This window comes from Hymenobacter latericoloratus (assembly GCF_014199535.1).
Classification (GTDB): Bacteria; Bacteroidota; Bacteroidia; order Cytophagales; family Hymenobacteraceae; genus Hymenobacter; species Hymenobacter latericoloratus.
In genome coordinates, this window is sequence record NZ_JACHNV010000003.1 from 528,809 (window position 1) to 542,847 (window position 14,039).

Annotated in this window: 13 protein-coding genes and 1 CRISPR repeat array (1 of these 14 cut by a window edge); of the genes, 4 read left to right on the forward strand and 9 right to left on the reverse strand. The window is 59.1% G+C overall.

Translation table 11 applies throughout. The features are described 5' to 3' along the window. Window positions 1-505: a CRISPR direct-repeat array (repeat unit 37 nt; unit sequence GTTTCAATCCGTCTTCAATCCGGAATAGCCTAGTAGG); it begins 6,106 nt to the left of the window's first position. A 204-nt stretch (window positions 506-709) separates the two neighbouring features. From cas4 to GGU46_RS12775, 9 genes are all read right to left on the reverse strand, one after another. Then, on the reverse strand, window positions 710-1,282 hold the full coding sequence (cas4, locus tag GGU46_RS12735) for a CRISPR-associated protein Cas4 (RefSeq protein ID WP_183403906.1): 573 nt from the start codon (window positions 1,280-1,282) through the stop codon (window positions 710-712). Window positions 1,283-1,288: 6 nt separating this feature from the next. Next, window positions 1,289-1,579 carry a CRISPR-associated endonuclease Cas2 gene (gene cas2 / locus GGU46_RS12740; RefSeq protein WP_183403907.1) on the reverse strand — a complete coding sequence of 97 codons (291 nt, stop codon included), beginning with the start codon at window positions 1,577-1,579 and terminating at the stop codon, window positions 1,289-1,291. After that, window positions 1,573-2,592, reverse strand: coding sequence for a CRISPR-associated endonuclease Cas1 (gene cas1, locus GGU46_RS12745; RefSeq protein ID WP_183403908.1), 1,020 nt, complete (start codon window positions 2,590-2,592; stop codon window positions 1,573-1,575). Before cas1 ends, cas2 begins: the two co-directional genes overlap by 7 nt. Window positions 2,593-2,696: 104 nt before the next feature. After that, window positions 2,697-3,386 (reverse strand): CRISPR-associated endonuclease Cas6, encoded by a 690-nt coding sequence (locus tag GGU46_RS12750; RefSeq protein WP_183403909.1) that lies wholly within the window; start codon window positions 3,384-3,386, stop codon window positions 2,697-2,699. Next, on the reverse strand, window positions 3,377-5,800 hold the full coding sequence (gene cas3, locus GGU46_RS12755) for a CRISPR-associated helicase Cas3' (RefSeq protein ID WP_183403910.1): 2,424 nt from the start codon (window positions 5,798-5,800) through the stop codon (window positions 3,377-3,379). Before cas3 ends, GGU46_RS12750 begins: the two co-directional genes overlap by 10 nt. Window positions 5,801-5,804: 4 nt before the next feature. After that, window positions 5,805-6,521: a CRISPR-associated protein Cas5 gene (gene cas5 / locus GGU46_RS12760; protein ID WP_183403911.1), complete on the reverse strand. Its 717-nt coding sequence runs from the start codon at window positions 6,519-6,521 to the stop codon at window positions 5,805-5,807. Beyond that, window positions 6,521-7,408, reverse strand: a complete 888-nt coding sequence (gene cas7i / locus GGU46_RS12765; RefSeq protein ID WP_183403912.1) for a type I-B CRISPR-associated protein Cas7/Cst2/DevR — start codon at window positions 7,406-7,408, stop codon at window positions 6,521-6,523. The genes cas5 and cas7i overlap by 1 nt, the downstream gene beginning before the upstream one ends. A gap of 6 nt (window positions 7,409-7,414) precedes the next feature. After that, window positions 7,415-9,310 carry a hypothetical protein gene (locus GGU46_RS12770; RefSeq protein WP_183403913.1) on the reverse strand — a complete coding sequence of 632 codons (1,896 nt, stop codon included), beginning with the start codon at window positions 9,308-9,310 and terminating at the stop codon, window positions 7,415-7,417. Window positions 9,311-9,395: 85 nt separating this feature from the next. Further along, complete coding sequence (locus tag GGU46_RS12775; RefSeq protein WP_183403914.1) at window positions 9,396-10,295, reverse strand: helix-turn-helix transcriptional regulator; 900 nt, start codon at window positions 10,293-10,295, stop codon at window positions 9,396-9,398. Between the two features lie 460 nt (window positions 10,296-10,755). Here GGU46_RS12775 and GGU46_RS12780 point away from each other — a divergent pair, with 460 nt between their 5' ends. The 4 genes from GGU46_RS12780 to GGU46_RS12795 all read left to right on the forward strand — a co-directional run bounded on the left by GGU46_RS12780 (window position 10,756) and on the right by GGU46_RS12795 (window position 14,028). Beyond that, window positions 10,756-11,223 carry a LexA family protein gene (locus tag GGU46_RS12780; protein WP_183403915.1) on the forward strand — a complete coding sequence of 156 codons (468 nt, stop codon included), beginning with the start codon at window positions 10,756-10,758 and terminating at the stop codon, window positions 11,221-11,223. 10 nt (window positions 11,224-11,233) lie between these two features. Beyond that, window positions 11,234-12,556, forward strand: coding sequence for a Y-family DNA polymerase (locus GGU46_RS12785; RefSeq protein WP_183403916.1), 1,323 nt, complete (start codon window positions 11,234-11,236; stop codon window positions 12,554-12,556). Between the two features lie 16 nt (window positions 12,557-12,572). Then, window positions 12,573-12,992, forward strand: a complete 420-nt coding sequence (locus GGU46_RS12790) for a hypothetical protein (RefSeq protein ID WP_183403917.1) — start codon at window positions 12,573-12,575, stop codon at window positions 12,990-12,992. A gap of 127 nt (window positions 12,993-13,119) precedes the next feature. Continuing rightward, entirely contained in the window at window positions 13,120-14,028 is a 909-nt protein-coding gene (locus tag GGU46_RS12795) for a phospholipase D-like domain-containing protein (RefSeq protein WP_183403918.1), read from the forward strand. Window positions 14,029-14,039 lie beyond the last annotated feature (11 nt).

Consider the following 14,039-nt stretch of genomic DNA (forward strand, 5'->3'; position numbering starts at 1 on the left):
AGGGGCTGTATTGGGTGCGGGCGGAAGTTTCAATCCGTCTTCAATCCGGAATAGCCTAGTAGGTGCTCAACTGGCGGGAAATCGAAGTAGTACGGCCCGACGTTTCAATCCGTCTTCAATCCGGAATAGCCTAGTAGGACCATGACCCCCGCAACCTTCACCTATCGAGTAGTTTGTTTCAATCCGTCTTCAATCCGGAATAGCCTAGTAGGAGTACGCGGCCGAATTCTCTTACCTGATGTCCTCTGTTTCAATCCGTCTTCAATCCGGAATAGCCTAGTAGGGTAAGAGAGTGTACCCGCGCTGGGCGTTGAGGGCCGGTTTCAATCCGTCTTCAATCCGGAATAGCCTAGTAGGTATCTGTGCCAAGCGGGCCGGCAAGCCCACGAATCCGTTTCAATCCGTCTTCAATCCGGAATAGCCTAGTAGGGGTGTTTTCACCCATTGCCGGTACGTGAGCTTCATGGCGTTTCAATCCGTCTTCAATCCGGAATAGCCTAGTAGGTCGTCGCTGCTTGCAAATAGCTGATAACCAGGGTATTTGTATAATTTGTTCTGCGCTCATTATGCATTCTATCGTACGTCAAAGAGCAGGTTTTTTTAAAATTTTCGCACATCTTCCGTAAGGATAATTATATAATAGTGAGGTAGTTACACTTGAAAAGAAAGAATTTCCAAATAAGTTGACACCCGGAAATACAGTTCTTCCTCACTGCGTGCAGATGTTGCGATAGGTGCAAGTTACGCAACGACTTTTGTAGCGCGTTGCTTTCGGGTAACGATTCGTTTCCAGAATATCCAATACCTCCGCCGCTATCCGCTTCACCTCCGCTACATTGTTCGGCCCAATGGGCACTTCCACTACTTTATTCCGGCTGCGCGTGTACACCAAATACCCCCGCCGCACCGGCTGGCCAAAGGTTTCCTCAATCAGCCAAGCGTAGCAGTATAGCTGCGTTTGGTAGGTCTGGTACACGCTGTCCTCCCACTCAGCAAATTTATAGTCCAGCGGAGCCAATGTATTATCACTCAGCTGCAACACCTCATCCACCCGGCCTCGTAGCACTTCGTTCGTCAAGTACTGGTCCAGGTATTTGTCCACCACGCCCAACCGCCGCCGCAGATAGTCTTTGTTCTGCTCCAGCCGCTGGTCGTGCAGGTGGCGCCCCCGCAGCACTTTGTAGTTTTTGTGCTCATACTGCGGCACCCGCAGCACGTATTCAAAATACGTAAAGCGCGGACAGTACAGGTACTCAATCAAGTGTGAGGGCGTCAACGACATAAAGGTTCAGAGAAACAGGTTGCGCACCTCATCCGACACCAGTGCCTTATCAAAGGCCTGCCCCAGCAGTACCGTCTGCTGTAGCTCCGCCTTGTTCATCGGAAACAGATACACTTTGTCGCATTCCTCGTCAATCAACTCGGCCAGCCGCAGCTGCAGCGTATCTTTTTCGTGCGCGCTCAAGGTGCCCAAAAAACACGAAAACTGTACCCGGTACAATCCCGCCTGCTTGCAGATCTTAGCCGCCTTCGCCCGGGCGCGGTCCTGCTCAATGTCGTAGAGCACCCACACTAGCATGGCTGATCAGTTAGGGAAGGGGCCTGGCTAAGCAAGGCATTGGCGAACTGGTGGGCATCGGCCTGCAGGGCCACCCCGCGCAGCAGGTTGCGGCCCCGGTGCCGGATGCTGTCCTGGTCCAGAAACCGGCCGAAGGCCTCTACCAGCAGGGCTTTGCCTTCGGCATTCAGCGTCACGCCCTGAGCCAGCGGCTCGGTGTGCGCTTTGTTTACTTTCTTGGCCGAAAACAGCCGGAACACCGTCTCATCCGCCCAAGCCCGGTACGGCTCAATAAAGTCAAACACCATGCTGAGCTGGTTGTAGTCGTCGCGGTGCAGAAAGCCTACGTAGGGGTCCAGCCCCGCCACTAGCAAGGCTTTTTCCACCCGCCCGTACAGGATACCGTAGGCATAGTTCAGGAAGGCATTAAAGGCATCCCGCGCCGGCCGGCTGCTTCGCCCGGCAAAGCGGTAGTCGGCCGGTAGCACGTAGCTCAGCGTTTCAAAGTAGAGCCGCCCGGCCGTGCCCTCCAGGCCCCGCAGCGTGTCCGCCACTTGGCTCACCCGTTCCGCCTCCAGGCTTTGCACCGACAAGCTCAGGGCCGCCAGCCGCCGCAGCTTGTCTTCCAGGTAGTCAGTATGCTGGGGCCGGTGCTTTTTCAGATCCTTGATGAAGTTGGCCTGGTTCCCCATTTTCGTCAGCACCCACGTCTTCACCCACCGTAGCCCCTCCGGCCCCATACTGGCTACCAGCTGCGTTTTGCGAATCTTGGTGGTGCTGCCCAGCTTGCTGTGCCACACCCGCCCCACGGGGCTGCCGTCATGCTCCACAAACAGCAGGTCCACGTTGTGCTGCATGGCCAGCCGGATAGCGTCCGTGCTCAGGGCCGAGCCCGTGGTCATCACAATGCCCTTGACCCGCGACGCCGCAAACTGCTGCTTCTCGACCTCGCCCTGCTCGTTGCGCTTCCGAATCTCGAACATCGCCTCCTTCACGTGGACGTAGCTGCCGTAAGTGTTAATGTGCAGATGCATAAGTCAGGATTAGCAGAAAGAATTTGCGTAAAAGGGTCCCTGGTCCGCGAATCCCAGCCGTGCAGGAGGGAAGAGCAGAACAGGCCGACCCGCCACAGCGGCCCTTACTTCACCCGGCGCACCGCGCCGAAACCGCGGGCCACCGACTTGCCCAGCCCCACCCTATCGGGCAACACCACATTCGCCACAAACTCCCCCCCGAAGGCTACCATCGGCTGGTTTTTAAAGCGCGTTGGCACCGGTTCACTCAAAGCCACGTGCAGCAGCAGCCGCGGCATGTCGGGGGCGTAGGTTCCCGTAGCCTTGAGCAGCGCCAAGATGTTATTGGTCAGAATGCGCGTCAGCTGCCGCTGCCGCTCTTCTGGCCCCAGCGTCTGGTACTCCCGGTGGTTCTCCTGGTTCAGCGGCATCCACAGCGTCTCAAACCGGTAGCGGTGCAGGGCCGCGGCCGGCCCGATGGCCGCTTGCTGGTGCACAATGTGCTTGGCCTGCACCGGGTAGTGATGCCCCTCAATCTGCAGCTCCCGGATGCGCAAAAACAGCTCTACCAGTAGCGTCGCGCCCTCACCTAGCCCTAGCAGGGTCGGCGTGCCCGCCAACACCTTGTACTGCACCAGCGGGTACTGCTGCCGGTAGGTACCGTCCTCGTAGTGATTATGCAACAGGGGCGAGTGGTCCCGGAACAGCTCCCCGAAGTACCCCCGCAGCTTGTGCGCGTCGCGCGTACGCAGCCGGATGTCGGGCAGGGTGATGGTGGTCAGGGCAATAGTGTCAGAATGAGTTGTTATAGACATCGTACTACTACGTCAGGGTCTTTTAGGCTATTCTTCATTTCAGCGTATTGCTCCGGACTGATATACACGCCGATGTCGTGGGAGTAGGGGATATGGACAAACTCATGCCAGCCTTCCTTCAAGGAGAACTCTTCCCTCTTGGCGTTGGCCAGCCGCTTGGCGGTCAGGTACAGGCTACGCCGGATGCTTACTTCGTGCTGGGCCAGGGCCACTGCGCGTTTTTTCTTGTCTCGTATCTGGCGTAATCCATCCCGAAATTGCATTGGAATGATAGTCACCGCGTCCATCCCCTCGCGGGTCACGGCTTCCTCGCCTTCCTCCGAATCTGCCAGCGCGTAATCCTGCAAATAGCCGCACCGGTCCTGAACAGCCTGGTGTTGCCCCTTGCCTTTCAAGTAGCTGGGGTGGGTAGCTAGCTGCCAGCCGCTGTACACTTCGTCCACCAAATCCAACAAATCCTGTTCGGTCAAGTAGGGCTGCTGCCCCGTGTGCTGAGCCAACAGGGTGAGGGTACGCTGTAGAATGCTTTCCTGCTGGTCGGTGAGCAGGTCATATACTTTCTCTGCCGCTTCCGTGTGCTGAAATACAACCACTTCAGTAGCAGGCTGGCCGGCGGCGGTTAGCTTGCTGCGCCGGCGATTCACGCGCCCGGCCCGCTGTATCAGTGCATCAATGGGCGCGTTTTCAGTGTACAACCGGTCGTAGTCAATGTCCAGCGACACTTCCGCTACCTGCGTGGCAATCAGCAGAAACCCCGCGCCTTGTAGGGTGGGGTCAGTTTCCCGTTGTTCCAGCTCCCGTTCTTTCTTTTGCCGGTCCGCCACAATAAACCGGGAATGGTAGCACATCGGCGCCAAATCGGCCAATACCTGCTGCAGCCGGATGGCTTCATTTACGGTATTCACTACCAACAGCACTTTCCGGCCGGCTTGCACCTGGTCCCTGATTTCGGGTAACAGCGCGTCTACCCCGTCGGCCACCACCCGAAACCGGTTCCGGCACGCTGCCAACAGCTCCCGATCCTGTAACAGCTCTACCGTGTCGGTTCCGCCCAGGGCTTCAGTCAGCAGGTGGCGTAGCTGAGAGGGTAAAGTCGCCGTCATCACCAGAAACCGCGTCTGCCACCGCTGCCGCAAGTACCGAATGGTGCTCACCAGCAGCCCCAGGGTGTAGGGCTCGTAAGCGTGCACTTCGTCAAGCACCACGCTAGCCCGAAACAGGTGCAGGGTCTTCAACTCCCACCAGCCCAGATTGAAGCCGGAAGTCAGCACCTGGTCCACGGTGGCTACCGTCACGGGCTTAAAGAACGACGATTCCCGGAGGTAGTCAAAGTCCTGATAGGTCCTCCCATTCTGCTCGGCAATATCCTGCCGGTACAGCTTGGCTGAGGAGTGCACTACGGCCGTGTACTGCTCATCTGCCGCATCCTTGCCAAAATAGGCGTTCAGCCGCTCATACAGGGCATTTGAGGTAACCCGGGTGGGCAGCAGATATACGATTCGCGCCCAGGCCTGGGGCCGGTTGGCGGCCCATAGCAGCGCTGCTTCCGTTTTGCCGCTACCCGTCGGCGCAATAGCCACCACGTTCCCTTGCGCGTTGCCTGCTTGCTCCTGAAACACTCGAAACCCGGCAAAGCGGATGCCGCGACTGGCCGCCCGCGCCGCCAGCCAGCTGCGCAGGTCGGCGGCCGTGTAGCGTAGAGGCAACTCCAGCGCCCGGTTGCCCGAAGCCGTCCAGTCCGCGGCGTACAGCAGGGCCTTGTACTTGATGTACTCTTCCCGGCGCTCCGGTGAGGCTTCCCGTAGGGCCACCTCCACCTGACCCGCCGTGCCCCCGCCCGCCTGCCACAGCAGAGTACGGTGGCGGGCCAGCGTGTTACGGGTCATGGGCTTGTGTAGAGCCTCCGCACCAGCAAACAGCGGTAGGACCGTCGCAAACCCGTAGTCATTCAACCGGTGGCGGGCATACGCCAGAAAGACCATGAAATCGGCTTGCCGTATCTGCCACTTTTCTACTCCCTCGTCCCGGAGAAATAAGTCGGCCGAGAAAGATTTGTGGTGGGTCATCACTGCCAGCACCGGCCCCCGCAGAGCAGTTGGCAACAACTGCTTATGATGGTGGGCGTTGAGGTAGAGCCAGAAAATAGCAGATAGGAACTCGTGCCGCAAATGCTCCAGCGTCGCGTCCTCCACCGGCTCCCCCAGGGCTTCCCGCAGCTTGTTCTCGAAGTTGGGCGAAATCTTGCCGAAGTCGTGCAGTAACACCGACAGGAAGCTATGTTGCCAGAAGTCGGCCGGTACGGGCAGCACCCCATCGTAGCTGGCCCGTAGTGCCGCCCACGCCTCCAGCACCCGGTCACAGTGCTCCTGCAAGCTCTGCCGGGGTGTGGTTTTGGCAATCAGGTGGGTCAGCATCGGCCTATAAGTCAAAGGTGGGTATGAACTCATCCCCCCAGTGCACTCCCCGCAGCGGAGCGGTGGGCAGGTGTACCCCAGCCGCGCCCACGAAGGAGAACAGCCGTCGCTGCACCACGGCCCGCACGCCATAGGCCGACTTGTACTGAAAGCGGGTGGGAAGCTGGTAAGCCATCGGGTCCGAGTCGCGCACCGTCAGCGAAAAGCCCTGGCCCCACTTGGCTTGGGCCAGCACCTGAGCCAGCACGTCGCCCTCCACCAGTGCACTAGTGCACCGCTCCGACTCGGTTTCCCCGTGCAGCAGTTCCACGCGCACCACTTTGGCCAGTGAGTCGCTCTGGCCCAGCGTCAGCGCCTGCACCGGGGCTTCCAGGGCGGCGGCCAGTTCACCGACCAACTTATGGTCCGGGCTGCCCAATACGAGTTGGAACCAGCCATCCACCAGTAATTCCCGCGTAATAACGCTGCGTCCCGGTAGGGTGCGGTACTTCCATAAGTCGCGGGCTTGCCCGCGGGCCCCGCCCCGGACTCCCAGCCGAAAAGGAGTCTGCTCAAAATAGGCCTGCGCCGCCTGAGGGCTCAGGCCTAGCGCCGCCCCGGCCAGCCCCACCACCGTAGTGGGGGGTGGCAGAGGGAAGGTTTTCTGGAAGTTCTGAAAATCGGGGTTGCGGAAGGAGGCTGTCTGCGCCCGCAACGCCACTGCGCAATACTGCCACTCCATTAGCTTACGCCGTAGTAGCTGTTCACCCAACTCCGAATGGTCTCAAAGCCCTGGGCCAGCGGCACTACTCCTTCGGCGGGAGCAAACACCCCAGCCTGCGCCGCCAACACCGACTGCTCTATAAATCGCCCGTAGTCGCTCACCACCGAGCGTACCGCTTCCAGCTTCACCTGCTGGGTACCAGGCTCCACGTCCACTGCTTCCAGAAAAACCGGGTTTTTCGACTTCATCCAGGCTGCCGCCACGAACTTCGGGGAGATGTCGGCCAAGAACCGCGACTGTCGCCCCGAACTCCACAGGGTTTGGAAAGCATCCAGCAGGGCCAGTACCCGGTTAGCCCGTTCTGCGGCCGGCAGCTCAAAGGATTTGCCACCCCGGCCTTCCGGCTCCACACCCACCCGGTCCAGCTCAATGAGGATGGTACCCCGGTAGAAGCCCGAATGAATTTCCGTTTCAAAAATGTTGGGGTTGCCACCCGCCGCCTTGCTCATGTAGTTGGTGCCAAAGTCCAGGTCGTCCTGGTACTTGCTGAGCGCCAGCAGCGACTCTACCCGCACCGGTGAGGTGCGCACCAGCGTGCCCGATTTGGCGGCGTCCATGTAGCCAAACAGGTCGTCGTCAATATAAGTAGCCGGTTCCCCGGCCGTTTTGGCCGCTCCTTTCGCCTCCGAACCCTCGCCCGTGGGCGACAAGGCCCAGCCCAGCTCCTGCAGCTTGTCGCGCAGGGCCCGCCGCACGGCCTGCGACGAGAGGTAGGGGAGCTGGTCCCCGTTGGCCAGGGTCACCTTCTTGATAGTGCCAATGTTATCTACCTCTTTATCGCCTCCATTCAGGCTGGCAAAGGATACTTTGGATAGGTACGTCAGGGTAATGCTGTTGGGCTTCATGGATAGTTAAGCAGAAGGTTGGGAGTTGTCGGATTTCTTTGGATTCAGTTCCGTATTCAGTTGGTTCAGGGCCGAGAGCAGGATGAACTGCTTCACCCACGGAAACTCCGCCTCCGTAAGCGTGTCCAGCAGTTCGCGGCTGACCAGCAGTCCGTAGCGCATCTGTACCCGGCTGAGTTGCTCCAGAAAGTCGGGGTAGCGCCGGGCTTTGCGCAGAGCCACAATGTACTTGCGGCCCTGTTTGGCATTTATCTGTCGCTGTCCAAGGTTGGCGGTACCTTTCTCGGCGGCTTTGCCCTGGTAGTTTAAAATGCCCTGCCCGATTTGCGCGCCCAGCTTGATTGCGCGTTCCTGCAATGCGGATTGTTCCATAATGTGGGAGTTGGTAAGTTTCTCGTATAATTCCGTCAGGTGCAGTAGGGCAGAATAATGCTTCCAGCCCGGTCCGTTTTTAGGGTCAGCCAGCCCGTCCAGCAGATAGCCGTAGCAGTCATAGAGCAGCCCCTCAACATCTTCCAGAATTGACTGCCCTTGTAGCATCCGGCCGACTACCCGCTCCCGTAGCTGCCGCTCCTGTTGAAAGGCATTGGCGGCGGTGCGCTGGCTTGGTTTCAACACCTTTAGACTTTGTAAGGCCGCTTTAAGCGGTATTTTCTGTAGCTGCAAATGGCCAATAAGCCCGATGGCATAGTGAAAATTGAACAACTTGTCAAAGACCTTTGGCCGCATGGTGGCCGCAAACGACTCAGCCCGCAGGAAGTATAATGCCAAGGGCCCCCGCAGAGCAGTTGGGAACAGCAGCTCGGTCGGGTCTAACCATTCTTCGTCAGCTGGTTCCGCCTCTTGTGTTGACACCACCGGCTCCTTTAGGGGCAGTTCTACCCGCAGCACTTGCTCCCGCAAAGAGTGTAGCACCACAAACAGGGTTTCGTACACTCCTACAAAGTCTCCTGGCTTGCCCAGAGCCTCACTCGCCCGGAAATTGCGCTGAAATTCCAGCTTTTCCTCCCGCAGCTGCTCTACTCCCAGTCCATTCTGTATGCCCCGGTACAAACGGTCCACTACTACTGTGTGCAGGTGCTCCAGGCTGTCGGCGTGCAGGAAATATACGTTCAGCGCTTCGCGCAGCTTGTTGGGATACTGGTACAAGCAAGCCGCCGCGGCAAACCGGCTCAGATACATCGCCTTCCAGGATACTTTCTTGTCGCTGCTGCTCAGCCCCGAGTTGAACATGCTCATGCTCGACGACAGAAAGGGCGAAATATTCTGGGCTTCTACCAGTGTCTTTACGCTTTCCCCGGTTAGATAGCACCGGTGTGGGCCAGGCGCGAAGTGCGCCGCCGTAGGAGCGTCCAGCCGGGTAATCTTGGTGTAGGGCTCGTTGAAATAGACCTTCTTATCTCGCTTGACCCCCCGCTCGGTATAACCCGCATCCAGCCGGGCGGCCAGCGCGGGGTCCTTGTTTTCAATGTCTTTGAACTTACGGCTGTTTTCCTTCCGCCGGGTACCCCCCTGTGCGTTGTTGGTCAGCAGGTGCGTAAACCCGTAAGTATTCATTTTCGGAAAAGCCTGGATGACTTCCCCAGTCAGGGTAAAGTAAAGGTTTCCACCCTTTTGCATTTGCTTGTGGGTGTAGGTGTCGTACACCTCCCTTCCCATAGCATAATAAAGTTCTTCTAGCAGCTCATACAGCCGTGGGTGCTCCACCCACACATGCTCGGGGAGGCTACCATCAGCACCCATCAACCCAAAATGCCGGCCTTCACTCAGTTCGTAAGGTTGCAGCGGTTGCAGGTTGTCATGTTCAGTCAGCCGGGCCGCCTGCTGCAGGTAGTGGTACAAGGCCACGGTGCCATTGTCCAGAAACACGTTGCCCGAGTAAGGAAAGGAAATACGTTGCATAAACTCCTGTATCAGCGTTAAGCCAAAGATGTAGCAGGCAGCAGGACAATTTGTGTCAAGGCTGCCAGGGTTAGCCCAAAAATCCTCACCACCGCGCCTGCCCGGCCTTCTCCCGTAAAAACTCCCGAAAGGTCGCCGGCTGCACCACCCGCACCTCCGTGGGCAGGCCCAGCACAAACCGGCCGATGCCCAGGTAGCTGCGCACCTCTCCACGAAAGACGTAGCGCAAATCCGGCGCGTCGTTCACTACTGTTGGCAGTACAAAGGCGCGCGCCCCCGGATGCTCCTCCACCAACAGGCGGTAAGCCCGCGCCGTCAAGTGCAGCTCCACTAGCTCCACCGCCGGACCAGACAGCCCAAAGACATCAAGCTGCTCCTGCGTAGCGGCGTGGGAGCAGGCTATATCCAACAGCGTCACGTCCTCAATGCGCCGGGTTTTGTAGGTGCGGGTCTGCCCGGTGGCTACGTCCACTGCATTCAGCTGGGCATAGTTATCGGTGAAACCCAGTGGCTCCACTTCCCGGTCCCGCACCGTGCCCGAGTGCGGCGACTGGTAGCGCACCAGCCGCACCCGGCAGCGTTGGCGCAAGGCCTCGGCCAGTTGCTGCACTACCCGCGCCTGGTGCATGTCCAGCAGCTCGTCGGCCAGCGGCACCAGCTCCGAGGTTTGGTACAGCTTCCGGCTCAGGCTTTCCCGCAACGGGTTGTTTTCCTCAAGGCCGGCCACTGCCTGCCGCAATACATAGGTTTCCTCAGCCGAGAAAAAGGCAGGCTTTTCAGGGTCGGTTTCAAACAGATACACGTACCCGCGGCCCTGCGTCTCTTCATCAATATGATAGCCTACTTCTTCCAGTAATTTCAGGTAGCGCCGAATGGTGCGCGGGTGGCAATCCTGGAGGCGGGCCAGTTGGTTCAGCGTATGCCGGCCTTGTTTTAGTAATCGAATTAAAGTAAACACCCGTAGCAGCTTCGCCTGCTCAATCATAGACACCTGAATAAAAAAAAGATAACGTCGCCTAAAGCTAGAAAGCAGGCCCCATATTCAGGTGATATAGGCCCGACTTTTAATTGCTGTGAGCAGAACCAGGTACCAGCCTGGTGTGTCAACCACTACTGCGCAGGGCCAGGTGGCAATAGCTTTTTAAGCAGTGGCTGCGCTGGCGATGCATCATTTCCCTCTGTAAACCCCGGCGCCCTGGGCTAGGTAACTATTCACGCTTTATATGCTTCATAATCTAGGAGCAACATTTTATATAGGATTTGCTATTCTTATTGGTTGTAAAGAAGAAGGTAAGGGATGGGCGTAACTATATAAAAAAACCTGTTTTAGGGTTTGATGACATAGTTTTTCGAAGAAGATTCGTGGTGGAGTGCCGCTGTTGAACAAGTATGTTGCTAATTTATTTAGTATAATTGCTGTGCCCGATACGATTCACACACCTCGCATGACCTCCGTCGAACTCATTGAAGTCGGCCCGCCGACAACCACCCTCTGGCTGCCGCTGTTCGCTACCCTGGTGCCCGCCGGCTTCCCCTCCCCAGCCTCCGATGAGCTGGAAGAACTCTTTGACCTGAACCGCATCCTGTTCCGCCACCCCGAGGCTACCTACCTGATTCGGGTAGCGGGGGAGAGCATGAAGAACGCCGAGATTCACGCCGGCGACCTGCTGGCCGTGGACAAGCACCTGGAAGCCGACCACAACCACATCGTGGTAGCCGTGCTGGAAGGGGAGTGCACCGTCAAGCGTCTGGTACGGCGAGGCAGCAGCTGGTGGCTGCAGGCCGAAAACCCAGACTACCCCGACTACGAAATTACTGACCCGGATACTCTGCGCATCTGGGGCGTGGTCACCCATGTGGTGCACGAATTGATTCCGGGCAAGCTTACCGCGCTGCTGCGCAGCCGCGACTAGGGGAGGGGCCATGTTCGGATTAGTTGACGGCAACAACTTCTACGTGTCCTGCGAGCGGGTTTTTCAGCCCCGCCTCGACGGCCGCCCTGTCGTGGTCCTGAGCAACAACGACGGCAACGTGGTCAGCCGCTCCCCCGAGGCCAAGCAGCTCGGCATTGCCATGGGCGCCCCGTACTTCGAGGTGCGCCAGCTGCTGCGCCAGCACCAGGGCCACGCCCTGAGTTCCAACTACGCCCTCTACGGCGACATGTCGCGCCGGGTCATGGCCCGCCTGGCCGACCAGGTGCCGGCCGTGGAAGTCTACAGCATTGACGAGGCCTTCCTGGACCTGCACGGTCTCACCACCTTCTGCGGCACCCTCGACGTACGCGCCCAGCGCATCCGCCGCGACGTGCTGGCCTGCACCGGTATTCCTACCTGCGTGGGCATGGCCCCCACCAAGACCCTGGCCAAAGCCGCCAACCGCCTGGCCAAGAAATACCCCGAACTACACGGTATCCTACGCCTCGATACCAACAGCCGCCGGGAGCGGGCCCTGCGGGCCCTGCCCGCCGCCGACGTCTGGGGCATTGGCCGCCAGTGCGCCCACCTACTCACGGCCCACGGCATCCGCACGGCCTGGGAACTGGCCGGCGTATCCGAGGCCTGGGCCCGCAAGCACCTGGGTGGGGTCGTGGGGTGGCGCCTCATCCAGGAGCTGCGCGGCCAGCCCTGCCAGGGCCTGCAGCCCTCCGAAGATGGCACCCTGGCCCGCCAAAGCATCAGCTGCTCCCGCTCGTTCGGCCAGCGCCTCACCGCCTTCGACGACCTCTGGGGCGCCGTCACCACGTACCTCAGCCGCGCCGCCGAAAAGCTGCGCGCCCAGGGCGACCAGGCCCACATCCTAACGGTGTTCATCAGCCAGGACCGCTACGACACCTGCCTGCCGCCGCCCTACACCCGCTCCACCACGCTTACCCTGCCCAGCGGCCCCACCAGCAACACCCTGCAGCTGCTGGCCTACGCCCGCCATCTGCTGGAACGACTCTACGAGCCGGGCCGCCAGTACGTGAAAGCCGGCGTCGTGCTCGACGGCCTGGAGCCCCCCGGCCGGGGCCAGCAGCTGAGCCTGTTCGCCCCGCCCGCTGGAGCAGTGCTACCCGCCCCCGACGCCGGCCGCGCCCAGCAGCTCATGCGCAGCCTCGACGCGCTCAACCGTCAATTCGGCCGCGGCACCGTGCGCCCCGCCGCCACCGCCGTATCGGGCGACCAGCCCGCCCCCTGGCTGGGCAAGGCCCAGCACCGTAGCCAGGCTTACACCACCCGGTTTGACGACCTGATGATTATCCTCTAACCTAACTTGTTGCTGCATGCCTACCCGCAAAAAAGCTTCGCAAACCCTTGTCCTCGATGCCGACCAGGTAGAAGGCGTGGAGCAAGTAGACGCGCCCGACCACGCCGATGACGTAGTAGCCTCCCTTTGCCCCAGCTGCGGTGAGCTGCTGGCCTGGCACGAGGTGGCTTGCAGTCCTGCTGCGGCTTCGACTTCCCCATCGGCTACCGCCGAGCAGAATGTTGAGGACGCTCCTGTCTTAACCCGCAGCGGCTTTGCCTTCGCGCTGGGCCAGCCCGTGCAGCCCGCGCCCGAGGCTCCAGCCAGCCCCGTTGTCTGGCGTGGGCAAGTCAAAGCGCGCCACCCCCGCACCGGCTTGGTGCACCGCGTCAACGTGTACCGGCTCGACAACGGCTATTGGGACTGCTACTATGAGGCAGAATTGTCGGTCGCGTGACCGGTTCTTTTTGCCGAACCGTGCGAGTTGCTGAATTTTAGCGGGAATATGGCATTACGGACCTGCGCATCATCGGAGTTTGCGAATGATACAGGCCTTTGCCTACCGGTAAACTCCTCTCACCTGCATGAAACTTATTCAATCCCACGAGGTGCCGAGCAAGCTGCTTGACGTTATCCTATCGGCTCAAAAAGAACTGGTCATCGTATCTCCTTATGTCAATCTAACCTATACCAAGTCCGTTTCCAACGCCCTGGTAGCTGCCCGCAACCGCGGCGTGCAGATAGCTTTTTACATCCGGGAGGATCAAAACAGTGCCGTAAGCAAAGAGCAGGTGCAAAGTATGGGCATTATGCCCCGGCCTATTCCCAACTTGCACGCCAAGCTGTATTACAACGAAACGGCGGGCATCCTCACCTCGCTCAATCTGCTGAGCAGCTCCATCGGCAACTCCATTGAAATCGGTGCCCAACTGGAAACTCCCGAGGAACTGGCCGAGCTGCGCCGCTTCGTGGAGCAGTTTATCGCTCCTTTCGACCCTGAATCGTTACCCGCCATTTCCCCTTCTAAACCAACCTCGGCGGCAGTACCAGCGCCGATGAGCCGCGAGGAGCGCGAGTTTGCGGAGCAAGAGTTCGGCGCCATCCTGGCCGACTACCTGGCTTCCCATGTGGACCGGCGATGCTCCATCGAGGGCAACCCCAAACACTTATCCATCCGGGCACTCGGCAATACCTTTTCGGTGAACATCGAAGGTTATTCCAGCCCGAAGCTGATTGTGCAAGGCATTCTGTCAAGCGCTGAAGCAGACCGTTTCCCCATAAAATCCGCTAAACATTTTCGCCTGCAAGACTTCGATTACTCCGTGAAGCGGGGAGGCAAGGGCTACTACGACCAGGCGCAGGCAGTGCGAAAAGCGACGCTTTCTGCCGGCACCTTCAACAAGCTCAGCTACGCAGAAAAAAAGCAGCTGCTGCCGCACATTGCCGAAATACTGACAGCTACCCGCAACTTCAAAGACGATTACAGGAATTAAATTTTATTTGC